The organism is Duganella sp. Dugasp56 (assembly GCF_047304105.1).
Lineage (GTDB): Bacteria > Pseudomonadota > Gammaproteobacteria > Burkholderiales > Burkholderiaceae_D > Rugamonas > Rugamonas hordei.
The window spans coordinates 93,215-109,170 of the sequence record NZ_JBGLYQ010000015.1; the positions used below are offsets into that span (position 1 = coordinate 93,215).

Annotated in this window: 17 protein-coding genes; 10 read left to right on the forward strand and 7 right to left on the reverse strand. The window is 65.9% G+C overall.

Going from position 1 to position 15,956, the window contains the following annotated elements:
• Positions 1-60: 60 nt before the first annotated feature.
• Genes ACCD07_RS12715 through ACCD07_RS12725 form a run of 3 tightly spaced genes read left to right on the forward strand, consistent with a single transcriptional unit; the run spans position 61 to position 2,510 of the window.
• Entirely contained in the window at positions 61-327 is a 267-nt protein-coding gene (locus ACCD07_RS12715) for a FeoA family protein (RefSeq protein ID WP_176655740.1), read from the forward strand.
• 3 nt (positions 328-330) lie between these two features.
• Positions 331-2,232 (forward strand): ferrous iron transporter B, encoded by a 1,902-nt coding sequence (feoB, locus tag ACCD07_RS12720; protein ID WP_176655739.1) that lies wholly within the window; start codon positions 331-333, stop codon positions 2,230-2,232.
• A 2-nt stretch (positions 2,233-2,234) separates the two neighbouring features.
• Positions 2,235-2,510 (forward strand): DUF6587 family protein, encoded by a 276-nt coding sequence (locus ACCD07_RS12725; protein ID WP_176655738.1) that lies wholly within the window; start codon positions 2,235-2,237, stop codon positions 2,508-2,510.
• Between the two features lie 13 nt (positions 2,511-2,523).
• Here ACCD07_RS12725 and ACCD07_RS12730 read toward each other — a convergent pair whose 3' ends face one another.
• A complete protein-coding gene (locus ACCD07_RS12730; RefSeq protein WP_413447529.1) occupies positions 2,524-4,134 on the reverse strand; it encodes an FMN-binding glutamate synthase family protein in 1,611 nt (536 codons plus the stop codon).
• A gap of 149 nt (positions 4,135-4,283) precedes the next feature.
• Between ACCD07_RS12730 and ACCD07_RS12735 the strand changes: the two genes are divergently transcribed.
• The 3 genes from ACCD07_RS12735 (at position 4,284) to ACCD07_RS12745 (ending at position 6,264) form a co-directional block, all read left to right on the forward strand.
• Positions 4,284-4,955 carry a glutathione S-transferase gene (locus ACCD07_RS12735; protein WP_413447530.1) on the forward strand — a complete coding sequence of 224 codons (672 nt, stop codon included), beginning with the start codon at positions 4,284-4,286 and terminating at the stop codon, positions 4,953-4,955.
• 66 nt (positions 4,956-5,021) lie between these two features.
• On the forward strand, positions 5,022-5,798 hold the full coding sequence (locus tag ACCD07_RS12740) for a 5'-3' exonuclease (protein ID WP_176655735.1): 777 nt from the start codon (positions 5,022-5,024) through the stop codon (positions 5,796-5,798).
• 34 nt (positions 5,799-5,832) lie between these two features.
• A complete protein-coding gene (locus ACCD07_RS12745) occupies positions 5,833-6,264 on the forward strand; it encodes a response regulator (RefSeq protein ID WP_353404376.1) in 432 nt (143 codons plus the stop codon).
• On the opposite strand, the gene mnmA is transcribed toward ACCD07_RS12745, so the two are convergent.
• Positions 6,261-7,367: a tRNA 2-thiouridine(34) synthase MnmA gene (gene mnmA, locus ACCD07_RS12750; RefSeq protein WP_176655733.1), complete on the reverse strand. Its 1,107-nt coding sequence runs from the start codon at positions 7,365-7,367 to the stop codon at positions 6,261-6,263. The genes ACCD07_RS12745 and mnmA overlap by 4 nt on opposite strands.
• Positions 7,368-7,381: 14 nt before the next feature.
• Complete coding sequence (locus tag ACCD07_RS12755; RefSeq protein WP_176655732.1) at positions 7,382-7,879, reverse strand: NUDIX hydrolase; 498 nt, start codon at positions 7,877-7,879, stop codon at positions 7,382-7,384.
• Between the two features lie 274 nt (positions 7,880-8,153).
• On the opposite strand from ACCD07_RS12755, the gene ACCD07_RS12760 reads away from it, so the two are divergent.
• From ACCD07_RS12760 to ACCD07_RS12775, 4 genes are all read left to right on the forward strand, one after another.
• Positions 8,154-9,266 (forward strand): Re/Si-specific NAD(P)(+) transhydrogenase subunit alpha, encoded by a 1,113-nt coding sequence (locus tag ACCD07_RS12760; RefSeq protein WP_353404375.1) that lies wholly within the window; start codon positions 8,154-8,156, stop codon positions 9,264-9,266.
• A gap of 26 nt (positions 9,267-9,292) precedes the next feature.
• Positions 9,293-9,622 (forward strand): NAD(P) transhydrogenase subunit alpha, encoded by a 330-nt coding sequence (locus tag ACCD07_RS12765; protein ID WP_176655730.1) that lies wholly within the window; start codon positions 9,293-9,295, stop codon positions 9,620-9,622.
• Positions 9,619-11,097: an NAD(P)(+) transhydrogenase (Re/Si-specific) subunit beta gene (locus tag ACCD07_RS12770; RefSeq protein ID WP_353404373.1), complete on the forward strand. Its 1,479-nt coding sequence runs from the start codon at positions 9,619-9,621 to the stop codon at positions 11,095-11,097. Before ACCD07_RS12765 ends, ACCD07_RS12770 begins: the two co-directional genes overlap by 4 nt.
• Before the next feature lie 98 nt (positions 11,098-11,195).
• The gene (locus ACCD07_RS12775; RefSeq protein WP_353404372.1) at positions 11,196-11,960 is read left to right on the forward strand and encodes an SDR family oxidoreductase; all 765 of its coding nucleotides are present in this window, start codon (positions 11,196-11,198) and stop codon (positions 11,958-11,960) included.
• 1 nt (position 11,961) lies between these two features.
• Here the strand turns inward: ACCD07_RS12775 and ACCD07_RS12780 are convergent, their stop codons facing one another.
• The 4 genes from ACCD07_RS12780 to murU all read right to left on the reverse strand — a co-directional run bounded on the left by ACCD07_RS12780 (position 11,962) and on the right by murU (position 15,955).
• Positions 11,962-12,585 (reverse strand): hypothetical protein, encoded by a 624-nt coding sequence (locus ACCD07_RS12780; protein ID WP_413447531.1) that lies wholly within the window; start codon positions 12,583-12,585, stop codon positions 11,962-11,964.
• Between the two features lie 165 nt (positions 12,586-12,750).
• On the reverse strand, positions 12,751-13,890 hold the full coding sequence (locus ACCD07_RS12785; protein ID WP_413447532.1) for a UbiH/UbiF/VisC/COQ6 family ubiquinone biosynthesis hydroxylase: 1,140 nt from the start codon (positions 13,888-13,890) through the stop codon (positions 12,751-12,753).
• Positions 13,887-15,221 (reverse strand): aminopeptidase P N-terminal domain-containing protein, encoded by a 1,335-nt coding sequence (locus ACCD07_RS12790; protein WP_413447533.1) that lies wholly within the window; start codon positions 15,219-15,221, stop codon positions 13,887-13,889. Before ACCD07_RS12790 ends, ACCD07_RS12785 begins: the two co-directional genes overlap by 4 nt.
• The gene (gene murU, locus ACCD07_RS12795; protein ID WP_176655725.1) at positions 15,221-15,955 is read right to left on the reverse strand and encodes an N-acetylmuramate alpha-1-phosphate uridylyltransferase MurU; all 735 of its coding nucleotides are present in this window, start codon (positions 15,953-15,955) and stop codon (positions 15,221-15,223) included. Before murU ends, ACCD07_RS12790 begins: the two co-directional genes overlap by 1 nt.
• Position 15,956: the final 1 nt, after the last annotated feature.

Sequence of the window (15,956 nt, forward strand, 5' to 3'; positions counted from 1 at the left end):
TTATTTCCGGCGAGAACGCGTTTTTGCTGCCCGCCGGCAAGCCTTGAACGGACTTAGCCCATGACGCACGCTGTTCCCCTGATCACTCTCGATGCCCTGAAGGTAGGCGGCAGCGCCACCGTGGTGCATGTCGCCCCCGGCGACGTGCACGAGGACGGCTCCACGCTGGCGCGCCGGCTGATGGAGCTGGGCTTCGTGCCGGGCGAGAAAATCCGCATGCTCAAGCGCGGCATGCCGGGCGGCGAGCCGCTGGCGATCAAGGTCGGCAACTCCACTTTCGCGCTGCGCCGTTTCGAGGCGGCGCTGATCTCGATCCAACCGGAATAAACCATGGGTGCAGTAGAAAAACCAGTGCCGGAAGCGCCGGTCGTCTCCAGGACGCCGATGGTGGCGTTGCTGGGCAATCCGAATTGCGGCAAGACCGCGCTGTTCAACCGCCTGACCGGCGCGCGCCAGAAGGTGGCCAACTACGCCGGCGTGACCATCGAACGCAAGGAAGGCTCGTTCAACTCGCCGGCCGGCAACGCCTTCCGCGTGCTGGACCTGCCCGGTGCTTATAGTTTGTCTGCCCACACGCCGGACGAGGCGATCACGCGCGACGTGGTGGCCGGGCTGCGCGCGGGCGAGCAATCGCCGGACGTAGTGGTGTGCGTGGTCAACGCGACCAATCTGCGCCTGAACCTGCGCCTGGTGCTGGAGATCAAGCGCCTGGGCCTGCCGATGATACTGGCGCTGAACATGGTCGACGTGGCCAAGAAGCGCGGCATCGAGATCGACGCCGACCGCCTGGCGATGGAGCTGGGCATGCCGGTGGTCGAGACGGTGGCGGTGCAGGCCGGCGGCGAGAAGTCGCTGCTGCGCGCGCTCGACGAGATGTGGCCGCTGCACGTGAGCACGCCGCAGCCGCTGTCGGCGATCGACGCCGTCAGCGTGGAGGAGACGCAGCGCGAAGTGCGCCGCATCCTGGCGCTGGTCAGCAGCGATTTCCACGACACCGGCAACCTGACCGAGAAGATCGACAACGTGGTGCTGCATCCGGCGCTGGGGCCGGTGATCCTGGCGGTGCTGATGTTCCTGGTGTTCCAGGCCGTGTTCAGCTGGGCCAATGTGCCGATGGACATGATCAAGGCCGGCGTCGACGGCGTCGGCGGCCTGATCAAGGGGGCGATGGCCGACGGCCTGCTGCGCAGCCTGCTGGTCGAAGGCATCCTCGGTGGCGCCGGCAGCGTGCTGGTGTTCCTGCCGCAGATCCTGATCTTGTTCTTCTTCATCCTGATCCTCGAGGACTGCGGCTACCTGCCGCGCGCGGCCTTCCTGCTGGACCGGCTGATGGGCGGCGTCGGCCTGTCGGGGCGCGCCTTCATTCCGCTGCTGTCCAGCTTTGCCTGCGCCATTCCCGGCATCATGGCGGCGCGCACGATCCAGAATCCGCGCGACCGGCTGGTGACCATCATGATCGCGCCGCTGATGACCTGCTCGGCGCGGCTGCCGGTGTATGCGCTGATCATCGCGGCCTTCATCCCGGAGCGCGAAGTGGGCGGCTTCATGAGCCTGCAGGGCCTGGTGCTGTTCGCGCTGTACTTCGCCGGCATCGCGTCGGCGATGGCGGTGGCCTACTTCATGAAGCGCACCATGGGCTCGAGCCACCAGCAGCCGCTGATGCTGGAGCTGCCGGACTACCACTGGCCGCATCTGCAGAACCTGGCGCTGGGCCTGTGGGAGCGCTGCAAGATCTTCCTGTCGCGCGTCGGCACCATCATCCTGACCTTGATGGTGCTGCTGTGGTTCCTCAGCTCCTTCCCCGGCGCGCCTGAAGGGGCGACGCATCCGGCCATCTATTACAGCCTGGCGGGCATCCTGGGGCGCGGTCTCGAATACGTGTTCGCGCCTATCGGTTTCAACTGGCAGATCTGCATCGCGCTGGTGCCGGGCCTGGCCGCGCGCGAAGTGGCGGTCGGCGCGCTGGGCACCGTGTATGCGCTGTCGCAGAGCGGCGAGGAACTGGCGCAGTCGCTGACGCCCATCATCGCCAGCTCGTGGGCGCTGCCGACGGCCTTGTCGCTGCTGGCCTGGTATGTGTTCGCGCCGCAGTGCATGTCGACCTTGAGCGTGGTGCGCCGCGAGACCAACAGCATCCGCTATCCGCTGCTGATGGCCGGCTACATGTTCGCGCTGGCCTATACGGCGTCGTTCCTGACTTATCGCATTTCACTGTTCTTTATCGGAGGCTGACCATGTGGCAGCAAGTGATCGTGGCTTTGATCGTGGTGGCGGCGCTGGCGCATTTCTGCACCAAGTACCTGCCGGCGGCCTTGCGCAAGCAGATCGTCTACCTGCTGTCCCGGCGCGGCTTCGACCAGAACAAACTGGCTAAACTGTTTAACACGAAATCGAGCTGCGGCGACGGCTGCGCCAGCTGCGGCTCGTGCGAGACCACGCCGTCCGCGTCGTCCGACGCCCCCGCCTCCGCGCCGCTCAAGCGCGTCATCAAGCTGCACGTGCAGCGCTGATTGCCACGCCTTCCTAGCAAAGCGGATTGAACGACTCCGCCTGCGCCATCGGCCAGTACAGGCCGAACACCGGCGACAGGCGCGACAGCTGGCTCGGGTCCAGCAGCTCGCCCGGTTCCAGATACGGCAGCAGGGTCGACGCCAGCTTGACCTGGTTGGTCGAGATGCGCCGCACCAGGTGGTGCGGCTTCAGTTGCGACGGGTGCGTCAGGCCGGCGGCGGCGATCAGCTGCGCCAGCGCCTTCAGGGTGTTCTGGTGGAAGTTGGCCACGCGCCGGGTCTTGTCCGGCACCACCAGCGCGCGCTGGCGCTGCTTGTCCTGGGTGGCGACGCCGGTCGGGCAGTGGTCGGTGTGGCAGCTCTGCGACTGGATGCAGCCCAGCGCGAACATGAAGCCGCGCGCGGAATTGCACCAGTCGGCGCCCAGCGCGAGGATGCGGGCGATGTCGAAGGCGGTGATGATCTTGCCCGAGGCGCCGATCCTGATCTTGTCGCGCAGGTTGGCGCCCACCAGCGTGTTGTGCACCAGCAGCAGGGCTTCCTGCAGCGGCGTGCCGATGTGGTCGGTGAACTCGACCGGCGCCGCGCCGGTGCCGCCCTCGCCGCCGTCGACCACGATGAAGTCCGGCGTGATGCCGCTGGCCAGCATCGCCTTGACGATGCCGAAAAATTCCCATGGATGGCCGATGGCCAGCTTGAACCCGGTCGGCTTGCCGCCGGACAGCGTGCGCAGCTTGTCGATGAAGGCCAGCATTTCCAGCGGCGTGCTGAAGGCCGAATGGCTGGACGGCGAGATGCAGTCCTGGCCCGGCGTGACGCCGCGCGTGGTGGCGATTTCTATCGTCACCTTGGCGCCCGGCAGCACGCCGCCGTGGCCGGGCTTGGCGCCCTGCGACAGCTTCAGTTCGATCATCTTGACCTGCGGCGAGGTGGCGTTGGCGACGAAGTTCGCCTCGGAGAAGCTGCCGTCGGCGTTGCGGCAGCCGAAGTAGCCGGAGCCGATTTCCCACACCAGGTCGCCGCCGTTCTGGCGGTGGTAGGGGCTGATGCTGCCTTCGCCGGTGTCGTGCATGAAGCCGCCGGCCTTGGCGCCGCCGTTCAGCGCCAGGATGGCGTTGGCCGACAGGGCGCCAAAGCTCATCGCCGAGATGTTGAACACGCTGGCCGAATACGGCTGCGCGCGCGGGCAGTCCGGGTGGTTGCCGATCTCGATGCGGAAGTCGTGGTGCTGCTCGGGCGCCGGGCTGATCGAATGGTTGATCCATTCGTAGCCGGGCGCGTAGACGTCCATCTGGGTGCCGAACGGGCGCTTGTCGGTGTCCATCTTGGCGCGCTGGTAGACGATGCTGCGCTGGTTGCGCGAGAACGGCTCGGCCACCGTGTCGTCTTCCAGGAAGTACTGGCGGATCTCGGGCCGTATCGATTCGAAGAAGAAGCGGAAGTGCGCCAGGATCGGATAGTTGCGCCGCAGCGCGCGCTTGGTTTGCAGCAGGTCGGTGATGCCGACGACGGTCAGCGCGGCGGCGGTCAGCGGAATCCACCACGGCGCGCCCAGCGCCAGCGAGGCGGCCAGCGTGACGACAGCTGCAACAAACACGAGGTAACGCGGTGAAAACAGGTTCATGGACGCTCCGGTAGGCCACTGATGGGGGCAGTGTACTGCTGTTTCTCAGGGGAATCCATCAGTCTATGGCGGGGGCGCGCAAGATGGACAACAATGCTAAGCTAGCGGGGTTGCGGCGCACGGCCGTTCTTTTTTTCGGGAAGCTGACCATGATCGTAGTCCACCATCTGAATAATTCGCGCTCGCAGCGGGTGCTGTGGCTGCTGGAGGAATTGGGCCTGGAATACGAGATCGTGCGCTACCAGCGCGACAGGAAAACCATGCTGGCGCCGCCGGAACTGCGCGCGATCCACCCGCTGGGCAAGTCGCCGGTGATCACCGACGGCGACATCGTGGTGGCCGAGTCGGGCGCGATCGTCGAGTACCTGATCGAGACCTACGGCAACGGCCGCCTGGTGCCGCCGGCCGGCACGGCGGAACGGCGCCGCTGGACCTACTTCCTGCACTACGCCGAGGGCTCGGCGATGGCGCCGTTGCTGATGAAGCTGGTCTTCGACCGGGTCGAGACCAGCCCGGCGCCGTTCTTCGTCAAGCCGATCGCGCGCGCCATCGCCCGCAAGGTCAAGACCAGCTACATCCTGCCGCAGATCGCGGCGCACCTGGATTACCTGGAGGCGGAGCTGAACAAGACGCCGTGGTTTGCCGGCGCCGAGTTCACGGCGGCCGACATCCAGATGAGCTTTCCGCTGGAGGCGGCCGCCGCGCGCGCCGGGCTGGACGCGAGCCGGCCGAACCTGAGCGCCTTCCTCCAACGCATCCACAGCCGCCCGGCGTTCCAGCGCGCGCTCGAGCGCGGCGGCCCTTACGAGCTGCTGAAATAGATCAAGCCGGGCCGGTGCGGCGGTGCGGTAGAATGGCGGCTTGAACAAGCCCGGATGATGTTGAACATGGGTAGACTCCTTGCCATCGACGGCCTCAATATTGTGCGCCGCGTCTACGAAGCCAGCCCCGAACCCGACAGCCCGGAAAAGGCCGAGATCGCGCTGCGCCACGCGCTGTCCTCTTTCCGCAAGCTGGTCACCGACCACGAACCGACCCATGTGCTGCCTGCCTTCGACTTCGGCGGCCGCACCTGGCGCCACGAGCTGTACGCCGGCTACCGCGAGGGCCGCGCGCCGATGCCGTCGCCGCTGCGCGAGGCGCTGCCGGCCTTCTACGACAAGCTGCGCGAGTTCGGCCTGCACGTGGTGTCGCTGCCGGAGGTGGAGGCCGACGACGTCATCGGCACGGTGGTGCTGCGCTGGCTGGCCGACGGCCGCGGCGAGGCCACCATCGCCAGCACCGACAAGGACCTGCACGGCCTGATCGCGCAGGGCGCCCGCGTGTGGGACCATTTCAAGAGCGAATGGCACGACCACGCCTGGGTCGAGCGGAAGTGGGGCGTGCCGCCCGAGCAGCTGCCGGACCTGCTGGCGCTGATGGGCGACGCCACCGATTCCATCCCCGGCGTGTCCAAGGTCGGCGTCAAGAAGGCGGCCCGACTGTTGCGTACATACGGCACTCTGGACGCGATCATGGCCGGCGCCGGGATTCTGAAGGACACGCTGGGCGAAACACTACGAAAAGAACGCGAAATGCTGTATCTTTCTCGACAATTGGTGCAATTAAAAACGGACGTGCGGGTCGGGGTGACCTGGAATATGCTGGCCTGGGAGACTTTCTAGGCGCGCACGCGGCCACTAGAACAAGGTTTGCAAGATGTTAAAAGCGGTCATTATCGACACCAGCGCCGTCGCACGCGGGCTGCTCAACACGGTGCTGCTGGACGGCGGCTACGACGTGGTGGGCCAGACCCACACCTGCGCCAGCGGCCTGGCGCTGCTGATCAAGCATCATCCGCACATCGTCTGCATCGCCCGCGAGCAGATCGAAAACGGCGAGGACGTGGTGCGCGAAATCAAGACCAACTGGCCGAAGACCCTGATCTTCATGGTCTCGAGCGAATTCGACGCGGCCACCGTGCAGGCCGCGCACGCGATGGGCGTGAACGGCTTCATCGTCAAGCCGTTCAAGGCCGACACCGTGCTCAATACGATACGCAACACGGTGATCGCGATGGTCAAGCGCCAGCGCGCGGCGCTGGCGAAGGCCGCCGATGCGCCGCAGGCGGACGACGGCGCGCCGGCTTAGCCGACGAAGGTCGAGCTGTCGATGATGCCGCCGCCGAGGCAGACGTCGCCGTCGTACAGCACGGCCGATTGGCCCGGCGTCACCGCCCACTGGGCATCCATGAACTTCAACGCGAAATCGGTATCGCCTTCCGGGGCGAGCTCGCACGCCACGTCGGCCTGGCGGTAGCGGGTCTTGGCCGACATCGCGCGCGCCGACGGCGCCTCGCCGGCGATCCAGCTGGCCTGGTCGGCGCGCAGCCGCGACGACAGCAGCCACGGATGCTCGTGGCCCTGGACGATGTACAGCGTGTTCTCGGCCACATCCTTGCGCGCCACGTACCAGGCGTCGCTGCTGCCGTCAGGGTTCTTGTACGCCTTCATGCCGCCGACGCCGATGCCCTTGCGCTGGCCCAGCGTGTAGAAGCTCAGGCCGACGTGCTCGCCGACCACCTTGCCGTCCGGCGTCTTCATCGGGCCCGGCTTGTACGACAGGTAGCGGTTCAAAAATTCGCGGAACGGCCGCTCGCCGATGAAGCAGATGCCGGTCGAATCCTTCTTGGCCGCGTTCGGCAGCGCCAGCTTCTCGGCGATCTTGCGCACCTCGGTCTTGGGGATCTCGCCCAGCGGGAACAGCGTCTTCGACAGCTGGGCCTGGTTCAGCCGGTGCAGGAAATAGCTCTGGTCCTTGGTGTGGTCGACCGCCTTCAGCAGCTCGTGGCGCTCGCCGTTCCGGCGCACACGCGCGTAGTGGCCGGTGGCGATCAGGTCGGCGCCCAGGTGCATGGCGTGGTCGAGGAAGGCCTTGAACTTGATCTCGGCGTTGCACAGCACGTCCGGGTTGGGCGTGCGGCCGGCCTGGTATTCGCGCAGGAAGTCGGCGAACACGCGGTCCTTGTATTCGGAGGCGAAGTTGACGGCCTCGATGTCGACGCCGATGACGTCGGCCACGCTGGCCGCGTCGATCCAGTCCTGGCGCGTCGAGCAGTATTCGGAATCGTCGTCGTCTTCCCAGTTCTTCATGAACAGGCCGACCACGTCGTAGCCCTGTTCCTTGAGCATCCACGCCGCGACCGAGGAATCGACTCCGCCCGACATACCGATGACGACTTTTTTCTTGCTCATCTTGCTAATCCTGCCTATCCATTCGCGGTGCTCACCGCTTGCTTGTACACCGAGGTGTGGGTTTGTATCAGTTCCAGCGGGGCGCGGCGCCCGGCCAGGTATTCGTCGACGCACTGCAGCACGGTCGGGCTGCGGTGGCGGTCGGCGCAGGCGGCCAGTTCGTCGCGCGTCAGCCACATGGTGCGCAGGATGCCCTCGTCCAGCGGCCGGTCGTGCTGGGCGCCCGGCACGCCGCAGAAGGTGAAGCGCAGATACGTCACTTCCTCGCCGGTGCGGTTGGAGGTGTAGCGCGACATATACATGCCCACCAGCGCGGTCGGCGTGAAGTCGTAGGCGGTTTCCTCCAGCGTTTCGCGGATCACCGCCTGTTCCAGCGATTCGTGCGGGTCCAGGTGGCCGGCCGGCTGGTTGATGCGGATGCCGTCGCTGGTCTCTTCTTCGATCAGCAGGAACTTGCCATCCTTTTCCACGATGGCGGCAACAGTCACAGAGGGTTTCCAGATACGCGGCATGAGTCATCCTTGAAAAGAGCCGACATTTTAGCCTGTTCCTGGCATTTGGTCTGGAACGCCGCTGGCGAATGGCGGGAACGTAGCAAAAAGATACAAGCTTTGTGTCGGATTAAGCTTTTAGCGGGCAATTCATGATAAATAGTAATAAATGATGTGATGAAACCGCTATTTATTGATAAAAATTCATTGGGTATGATGGGGCCAACGAGGGGCGTTGCTGTCCCGGCATTCCGTGTTAGATTCTAGTCAGTTTATTAATCCTTTTGGAGGCAGCATGAGAATAGGCATACCGGCCGAGACACGGCCGGGGGAGACCCGGGTCGCGGCAACGCCCGAGACAGTCAAGAAACTCGCAACCAAGCATCAGGTGGTCGTGCAATCGGGAGCCGGCATTTCGGCCTCGGTGACCGACGAGGCCTATGCGGCGGCGGGCGCACAAATCGTTGGCGCGGCGGAAGCCTACGCGGCGGACGTGGTTCTGAAGGTGCGCGCCCCCAGCGCCGAGGAACGGGCGCTGATCAAGGCCGGCACGGTGGTGATCGGCATGCTCAACCCCTTCGACGCGGACAACAACGCGGCGATGGCGGCGGCGGGGCTGCAGGCGTTCGCGCTGGAGGCCGTGCCGCGCATCACCCGCGCGCAGTCGATGGACGTGCTGTCGTCGCAGGCCAACATCGCCGGCTACAAGGCGGTGATGGTGGCGGCCAACACCTACCAGCGCTTCATGCCGATGCTGATGACCGCCGCCGGCACCGTCAAGGCGGCGCGGGTGCTGATCATGGGCGTGGGCGTGGCCGGCCTGCAGGCGATCGCGACGGCCAAGCGGCTGGGCGCGGTCATCGAGGCGTCGGACGTGCGGCCGCCGGTCAAGGAGCAGGTGGAGTCGCTGGGCGCCAAGTTCATCGACGTGCCTTTGCTGACCGACGAGGAAAAGGAAATCGCCAAGGGCGTGGGCGGCTATGCGCGGCCGATGCCGGCGGACTGGATGCGCCGCCAGGCCGAGCTGGTGCACGAACGCGCCAAGCTGGCCGACATCATCATCACCACCGCGCTGATACCGGGGCGTCCTGCGCCGGTGCTGATTTCCGAGGAGACGGTCAAGGCCATGAAGCCGGGCTCGGTGATCGTCGACCTGGCCGTGTCGCAGGGCGGCAACTGCCCGTTGTCGGAACTCGGTAAAACCGTGGTCAGGCACGGCGTGCACATCGTCGGCGAGCCGGACCTGGCGACCTTGGTGGCGGCCGACGCGTCGGCGTTGTACGCGCGCAACGTGCTGGACTTCCTCAAGCTGATCATCGACAAGGAAGACAAGCTGGTGATCGACCGCGAAGACGAAATCATCAAGGCCACGCTGCTGTGCTCCGGCGGCGAATTGTTACGAAAATAAGTAAGAAAATAAGAAGGAGAACCATCATGGAAGTCAGCCACACCATCATCAATCTGATCATCTTCGTGCTCGCCATCTATGTCGGCTACCACGTGGTCTGGACCGTCACGCCGGCGCTGCATACGCCGCTGATGGCGGTCACCAACGCCGTCTCGGCGATCATCATCGTCGGCGCCATGCTGGCCGCCTCGCTGACCGAAGGCGTGATCGGGCAGGTCGCCGGCACCGTCGCGGTGGCGCTGGCCGCCGTCAACGTGTTCGGCGGATTCCTGGTCACGCAGCGCATGCTGGAGATGTTCAAGAAAAAAGAGCCCAAGGCGAAGCCCGTCGTGGCCATCAAGGAGGAGCACGCATGAATTTCATCTCCATGAACCTGGTGACGATGATGTATCTCATCGCATCGGTGTGCTTTATCCAGGCGCTGAAAGGGTTGTCGTCGCCGTCCACGGCGCGTACCGGTAATGCGTTCGGCATGTCGGGCATGGCCATCGCGGCCGTCACCACGATCGCGCTGATCCTGAAGCTGAAGGCGGAAGCGACGGCGGCCGCCGTGGCGGGCACTTCCGGCGGCATGGGCCTCGGCCTGGTGGCGCTGGGCGTCATCGTCGGCGGCGGCATCGGCGCGGTGCTGGCGAAGAAGGTCGAGATGACCAAGATGCCGGAACTGGTCGCGGCGATGCACTCGCTGATCGGCCTGGCCGCCGTCTGCATCGCGGTGGCCGCCGTGTCGGAACCGCACGCCTTCGGCATCGCCGCCGTGGGCGAGGCGCTGCCGTTCGGCAACCGCATCGAGCTGTTCATCGGCACCTTCGTCGGCGCGATCACGTTCTCCGGTTCGGTGATCGCGTTCGGCAAGCTGTCGGGCAAGTACAAGTTCCGCCTGTTCCAGGGCGCGCCGGTGAGCTTTGCCGGCCAGCACATGCTGAACCTGATCCTGGCCATCGTCATGGTCGGCCTGGGCCTGGCGTTCTGCTTCGCCGGCGGCAACGAGCCGGCGTGGGTGCCGTTCCTGATCATGACCGCGATCGCCTTCGTGCTCGGCGTGCTGATCATCATCCCCATCGGCGGCGCCGACATGCCGGTGGTGGTGTCGATGCTGAACTCGTACTCCGGCTGGGCGGCGGCGGGCATCGGCTTCTCGCTGAACAACGCGATGCTGATCATCGCCGGGTCGCTGGTCGGATCAAGCGGCGCGATCCTGTCGTACATCATGTGCAAGGCGATGAACCGTTCGTTCTTCAACGTGATCCTGGGCGGCTTCGGCGGCGCGCCGGCGGAAGCGGGCGGCGGCGGTTCGAAGGAACAGCGTCCGGTCAAATCCGGTTCGGCGGACGACGCCTCGTTCATCATGGCCAACGCCGAAAGCGTGATCATCGTGCCTGGCTACGGCCTGGCCGTGGCGCGCGCGCAGCACTCGCTGAAGGAGCTGGTCGAGAAGCTGACGCACAAGGGCGTGACCGTCAAGTATGCGATCCACCCGGTGGCGGGCCGCATGCCGGGCCACATGAACGTGCTGCTGGCCGAAGCCGAGGTGCCGTACGACCAGGTGTTCGAGATGGAGGATATCAACGGCGAATTCGGCCAGACCGACGTGGTGCTGATCCTCGGCGCCAACGACGTGGTCAACCCGGCCGCCAAAGATCCGAAATCGCCGATCGCCGGCATGCCCATCCTGGAGGCCTACAAGGCCAAGAGCATCATCGTCAACAAGCGTTCGATGGCCTCCGGCTACGCGGGCCTGGACAATGAGCTGTTCTACCAGGCCAACACCATGATGGTGTTCGGCGATGCGAAGAAGGTCATCGAGGACATGGTCAAGGCTGTGGAGTAATTCACATTTTGTGAATGATGTCTTAGCTTTGAGGTGATTGTTGGTGGTGTTGGTGAAGCCTACCATGGCTACATCAACCCACCACAAGGAGCCTCACCATGAACCGCTTGCAAAACAAAGTCGCCATCGTCACCGGTGCATCTTCCGGCATCGGCCGCGCCACCGCCAAACTGTTCGCCGCCGAAGGCGCCAAAGTCGTGGTGGCCGCGCGCCGCCAGGCCGAACTCGATACCCTCGTTGCTGAAATCGTCGCCGACGGCGGTGCCGCCATCGCGCTGGCCGGCGATGTCACTTCCGAATCGTTCAACGCGCAACTGGTCGCCGCCGCGGTGGAAGCCTACGGCCGCCTGGACATCGCCTACAACAACGCCGGCACGCTGGGCGAAATGGGCGCAACCACCGGCGTTTCCGAGCAGGGCTGGAACGACACCCTCGCCGCCAACCTGACCAGCGCCTTCCTCGGCGCCAAGCACCAGGTTCCTGAAATGATCAAGCATGGCGGCGGTTCGGTGATCTTCACCTCGACCTTCGTCGGCTACAGCTTCGCCTTCCCGGGCGTGGCGGCTTACGCGGCCAGCAAGGCCGGCCTGATCGGGCTGACGCAGGCGCTGGCGGCGGAATACGGCCCGCAGGGCGTGCGCGTGAACGCGGTGCTGCCGGGCGCCGTCGATACGGCGATGTATCGCGACATGAACGATACGCCGGAGTCGACCTCCTTCGTCACCAACCTGCATGCGCTGAAACGCGTGGCGCAGCCGGAAGAGCTGGCGCGCTCGGTGCTGTACCTGGCGTCGGACGACTCGTCCTTCGTCACCGGCACCGCCTCGCTGGTCGACGGCGGCGCTTCGATCACCCGCACCTAGTCTAGTAGGCCACGTCTTCCAGGCGGTAGCGGAATTTGCGCCGCTCTGGAAGATTCCATCCCGGCTCGTGGTCGGTATTTCTGGCCGGAGCGGGGGATGGCTCCGGTGCCGGCTTGACTTGGACCGGGACGGGTAAAGACGGGGGCACGACAGAGACCACGGCAGCCGCAGCCCCGGGCTGCGCTTGCGTCCGCAGCTCTTCCTGCTTCGCCTGCTCCTTGCGCAGCAGGTTCGCCATCTTGAAATGCTTTTCGCCCGGGAATTTGACGGACAGGTCGAACCAGGCGTTGCGCGCGGTGCGCGCGAAGGAGCGGGCAAATTCGTTGGGCGTCACAGATTGCCCTTCGTGAATGATCTTGTCGCCTTCCACTCGTGCGTAGTTGTGCTCTCCATAACTCCACGATCGCAGGATCGTGCCTTCAGGCAGAAACAACGATTTCCATTGGTAGCCGCGCACGTTGCCAGGATCGGAGCCGGGAGGCAGCGCCTTTTTGGCGTCGAGCCAGAATTCCAGCGCCGCGTTCATTGCTTCGGACAAGTCCTGCACGCCGCCGTCGCGGCGCAGCCGCTCGACCAGCCGGAGCAGGGTATCAGTAGAGAACTGCACGCTCACTGTGGTAAACATTCTGCTTTCTCCTCTCTTTTCTTCACTTTTCATTTCTTTAGACCGCAAATTTTGGAAGAAGTTCAAAAAGCGAGGTAAGGCAAGAAAAAGAGAGGAAAAGAGAGGTCGAAAGCGAGGGTTTACCACAGGGAGTTGGGCGGGCTAGCCCACCTGTGTGTTCTCAGGTCAACGGCGGCCGTACATCATCAGTTCGGCCAGCACGCCGCGGGCGGGGCCGATCATGTCGATGGCGGCCAGCGACAGGCCCAGCAGCGCCTGGGCCGGCGAATCGTTGGCGAAAACGCGGGCCATGGTGTCGGTCAGGCGTACGGTCGTGTCGCGGTCCTGGCGGCGCAGTTCGGTGAATTGCGCCAGCATCGCCGGATTGGCGCCTTGCGCCAGCAGCCGTGCCAGCACGGTGACGTCGCGCAGGCCGAGGTTGAGGCCCTGCCCGGCGACCGGATGCAGCGTTTGCGCGGCGTTGCCGATGGCGACGGTGCGGACGGTGCCGCGCGGATCCGCGTTCAGGCCGAGCGGGAAAGCCAGGCGCGGAGAAGCGTGCGTGAAGCGGCCGAGGCGCTCGCCGAACGCGGCGCCCAGTTCGGCCAGGAAGGCGTCATCGTCCAGGCCTTGCAGGCGCGCCGCCGACTCGGGGCGCACGCACCAGACCAATGAATATTCGTCGCCTTGCGGCAGCAGCGCCAGCGGGCCTTGCCCGGTAAAGCGTTCGTAGGCGCGATGCTCGACCGGCCGGCTGGCACGTACTTGCGCGATGATCGCGGTTTGCTGGTAGTCGTGGCGGCGGGCCTTGCTTTCCTGGTCGCTGAACAAGCCGCCTTCGGCCTGCACCACGATGGCTGCGTGCAGCGACCGCGCGGTGCCGGCGGCGTCCAGCGCCAGCGCGACGGCGTCGTCGCCTTCGTTGATCGCCTGCACGCGGGCGGGACGCAGCATGACGATGCCGGCCCGTTCGCAGGCGGCGCCCAGGGCGGTCACCAGATCGCCGTAGCGGGTGACGTAGCCGAGCGCCGGCAGCTTGTGCTCGTCGCGGTCGATCAGGCTGCGGCCGAACTGGCCGCGGCGCGACACGTGGATCTGGTGGATGGCGGTGGCCGCCACCGGCCACGCGCCGATGTCTTCCAGTATCTGGCGGCTGCCCCAGGACAGCGCGATCGAGCGCGGATCCTTGCCGGCCTGCCCCAGCGTCCTGGCATCGATCAGCGCGATGCGGTTCGGGGCCATGCCGCGCCTGGCCAGCAGCGCGGCCAGCGCCATGCCGGCCGGGCCGGCGCCGCAGATGGCGACGTCGAAAGTGGAATCCGTCATTGCTGCCGCATCAGTTGCTCGATCTCGTCGACGGCCTTGGGCGCGGTGCTGAGGATGGTGTGGCCGCTGTGCGTCACCAGCACATCGTCCTCGATGCGGATGCCGATGTTCCAGTATTCCTCGGGCACGCCCTCCGCCGGACGCACATAGATGCCCGGCTCCACCGTCAGCACCATGCCCGGCTGCAGCGCGCGCGACGGCTTGCCTTCGGCGGCGGTGTCGCGGTACTGGCCGACGTCGTGCACGTCCATGCCCAGCCAGTGGCCGGTGCCGTGCATGTAGAACTGCAGGTAGCGCTTGTCGGCGATGATGTCGGCCAGGCTGCCGTGGCTGTTCTTGTCGAGCAGCCCCAGGTCCAGCATGCCCTGCGCCAGCACCTGCACCGCCGCCTCGTGGCCGCCGGAGTAGGGCAGGCCGGGGGCGATCGCCTTCAGCGCGGCCGACTGCGCCGCCAGCACCAGTTCATACAGGCGTTTTTGCGGCGCGCTGAAACGGCCGTTGACCGGCCAGGTGCGCGTGATGTCGGAGGCGTAGCCATCGAGCTCGCAGCCGGCGTCGATCAGCACCAGGTCGCCGTCCCTGCTCTGCGCGCTGTTGGCGCTGTAGTGCAGCACGCAGGCGTTGGCGCCCGCCGCGACGATGGAGTTGTAGGCCGGCGCCTGCGCGCCGTTGCGGCGGAACTCGTACAGCAGTTCCGCCTCGAGTTCGTATTCGTACATGCCTGGCCGCGCGGCCCGCATCGCCCGCGCGTGGGCCTGCGACGAGATGGCCGCGGCGCTCAGCATGGTCGCCTGTTCGCCGGCGTCCTTGAACAGGCGCATTTCGTCCAGCAGCGGCAGCAGGTCGACCGCGCTGGCCGGCGCGCTCACGCCGGTGCGCGCCATGCGCCGCACGTTGGCCAGCCACAGCCTGACCTGCGCATCCAGCGGGCTGCCCAGCGCGTAGTACAGCGCCGGCGCGTCGGCCAGCAGCTTGACTATCTCGCCGTCGAGATCTTCGATGGCGTGGGCGGCGTCGAAGCCGAAGGCCGCGCGCGCGCCCTCGGGGCCGTGGCGGAAGCCTTCCCAGATTTCGCGCTCGAGATTTTTCTGGCGGCAGAACAGGATGGCGCGGGCCGGTGCATCGCCGCGCGCGGCCACCAGCACCAGCACGCTGTCCGGCTCGGTGAAGCCGGTCAGATAGTAGAAGTAGCTGTCGTGGCGGTACAGGTATTCGCTGTCGCTGTTGCGCGTCACTTCCGGCGCGGTCGGCAGCACGGCTACCGCGCCGGGCGGCATGTGGGCCAGCAGGCGCGCGCGGCGCTCAATGTGGACTTGCAAGGCGGCCGCCATCACTGCACGCCCTTGGCGCCGCGTGCGCGGGGGGCGATAGGCGCGTTCAGCAGGTCGAGCTGCTGCACGGTGCCGAGGTTGTGCCACTCGCCTTGGTAGACCTCGCCGCCGACCTGTTTCTTGTCGGCGTAGGCGCGGATCAGCGGTCCCAGCTTGGCGTGTGCGCCGGGCGCGATGCCGTCGAACATTTCGGGACGATAGACGCCGATGTTGCCGAAGGTCCATTTCGGCGAGCCGTCGTTGGTCAGCGAGTACATCGTCAGGCCGAAATCGCCGTCCGGCAGGAAGTCCGGATTCGGCACCAGGTACAGCCAGCAGATGTCGCGCTGGTCGGCGGGGTAGGGGTTGCCCCACATGTCCTTGTCGTGCAGCACGTCCTTGACCTGCTCGAAGTCGAAGTAGGGAATATAGATGTCGCCCGAGACGGCGACGAACGGCTCCTCGCCCAGCAGGTGGCGGGCCTGGGCGATGCCGCCGGCCGTCTCCAGCGCGACCGGCTCGTGCGAGTACATCAGCCGCGCGCCGAACTGGCTGCCGTCGCCCAGCGCCGCCTCGATCTGCTGGCCCAGGTGCGAATGGTTGATGACGATCTCGGTGATGCCGGCCCGCACCAGATTGACGATATGCCAGACGATCAGCGGCCGGCCGCGTACCTTGAGCAGCGGCTTGGGCGTGGTGTCGGTCAGCGGACGCATCCGTTCGCCGCGTCCGGCGGCGAAGATCATGGCTTTCATG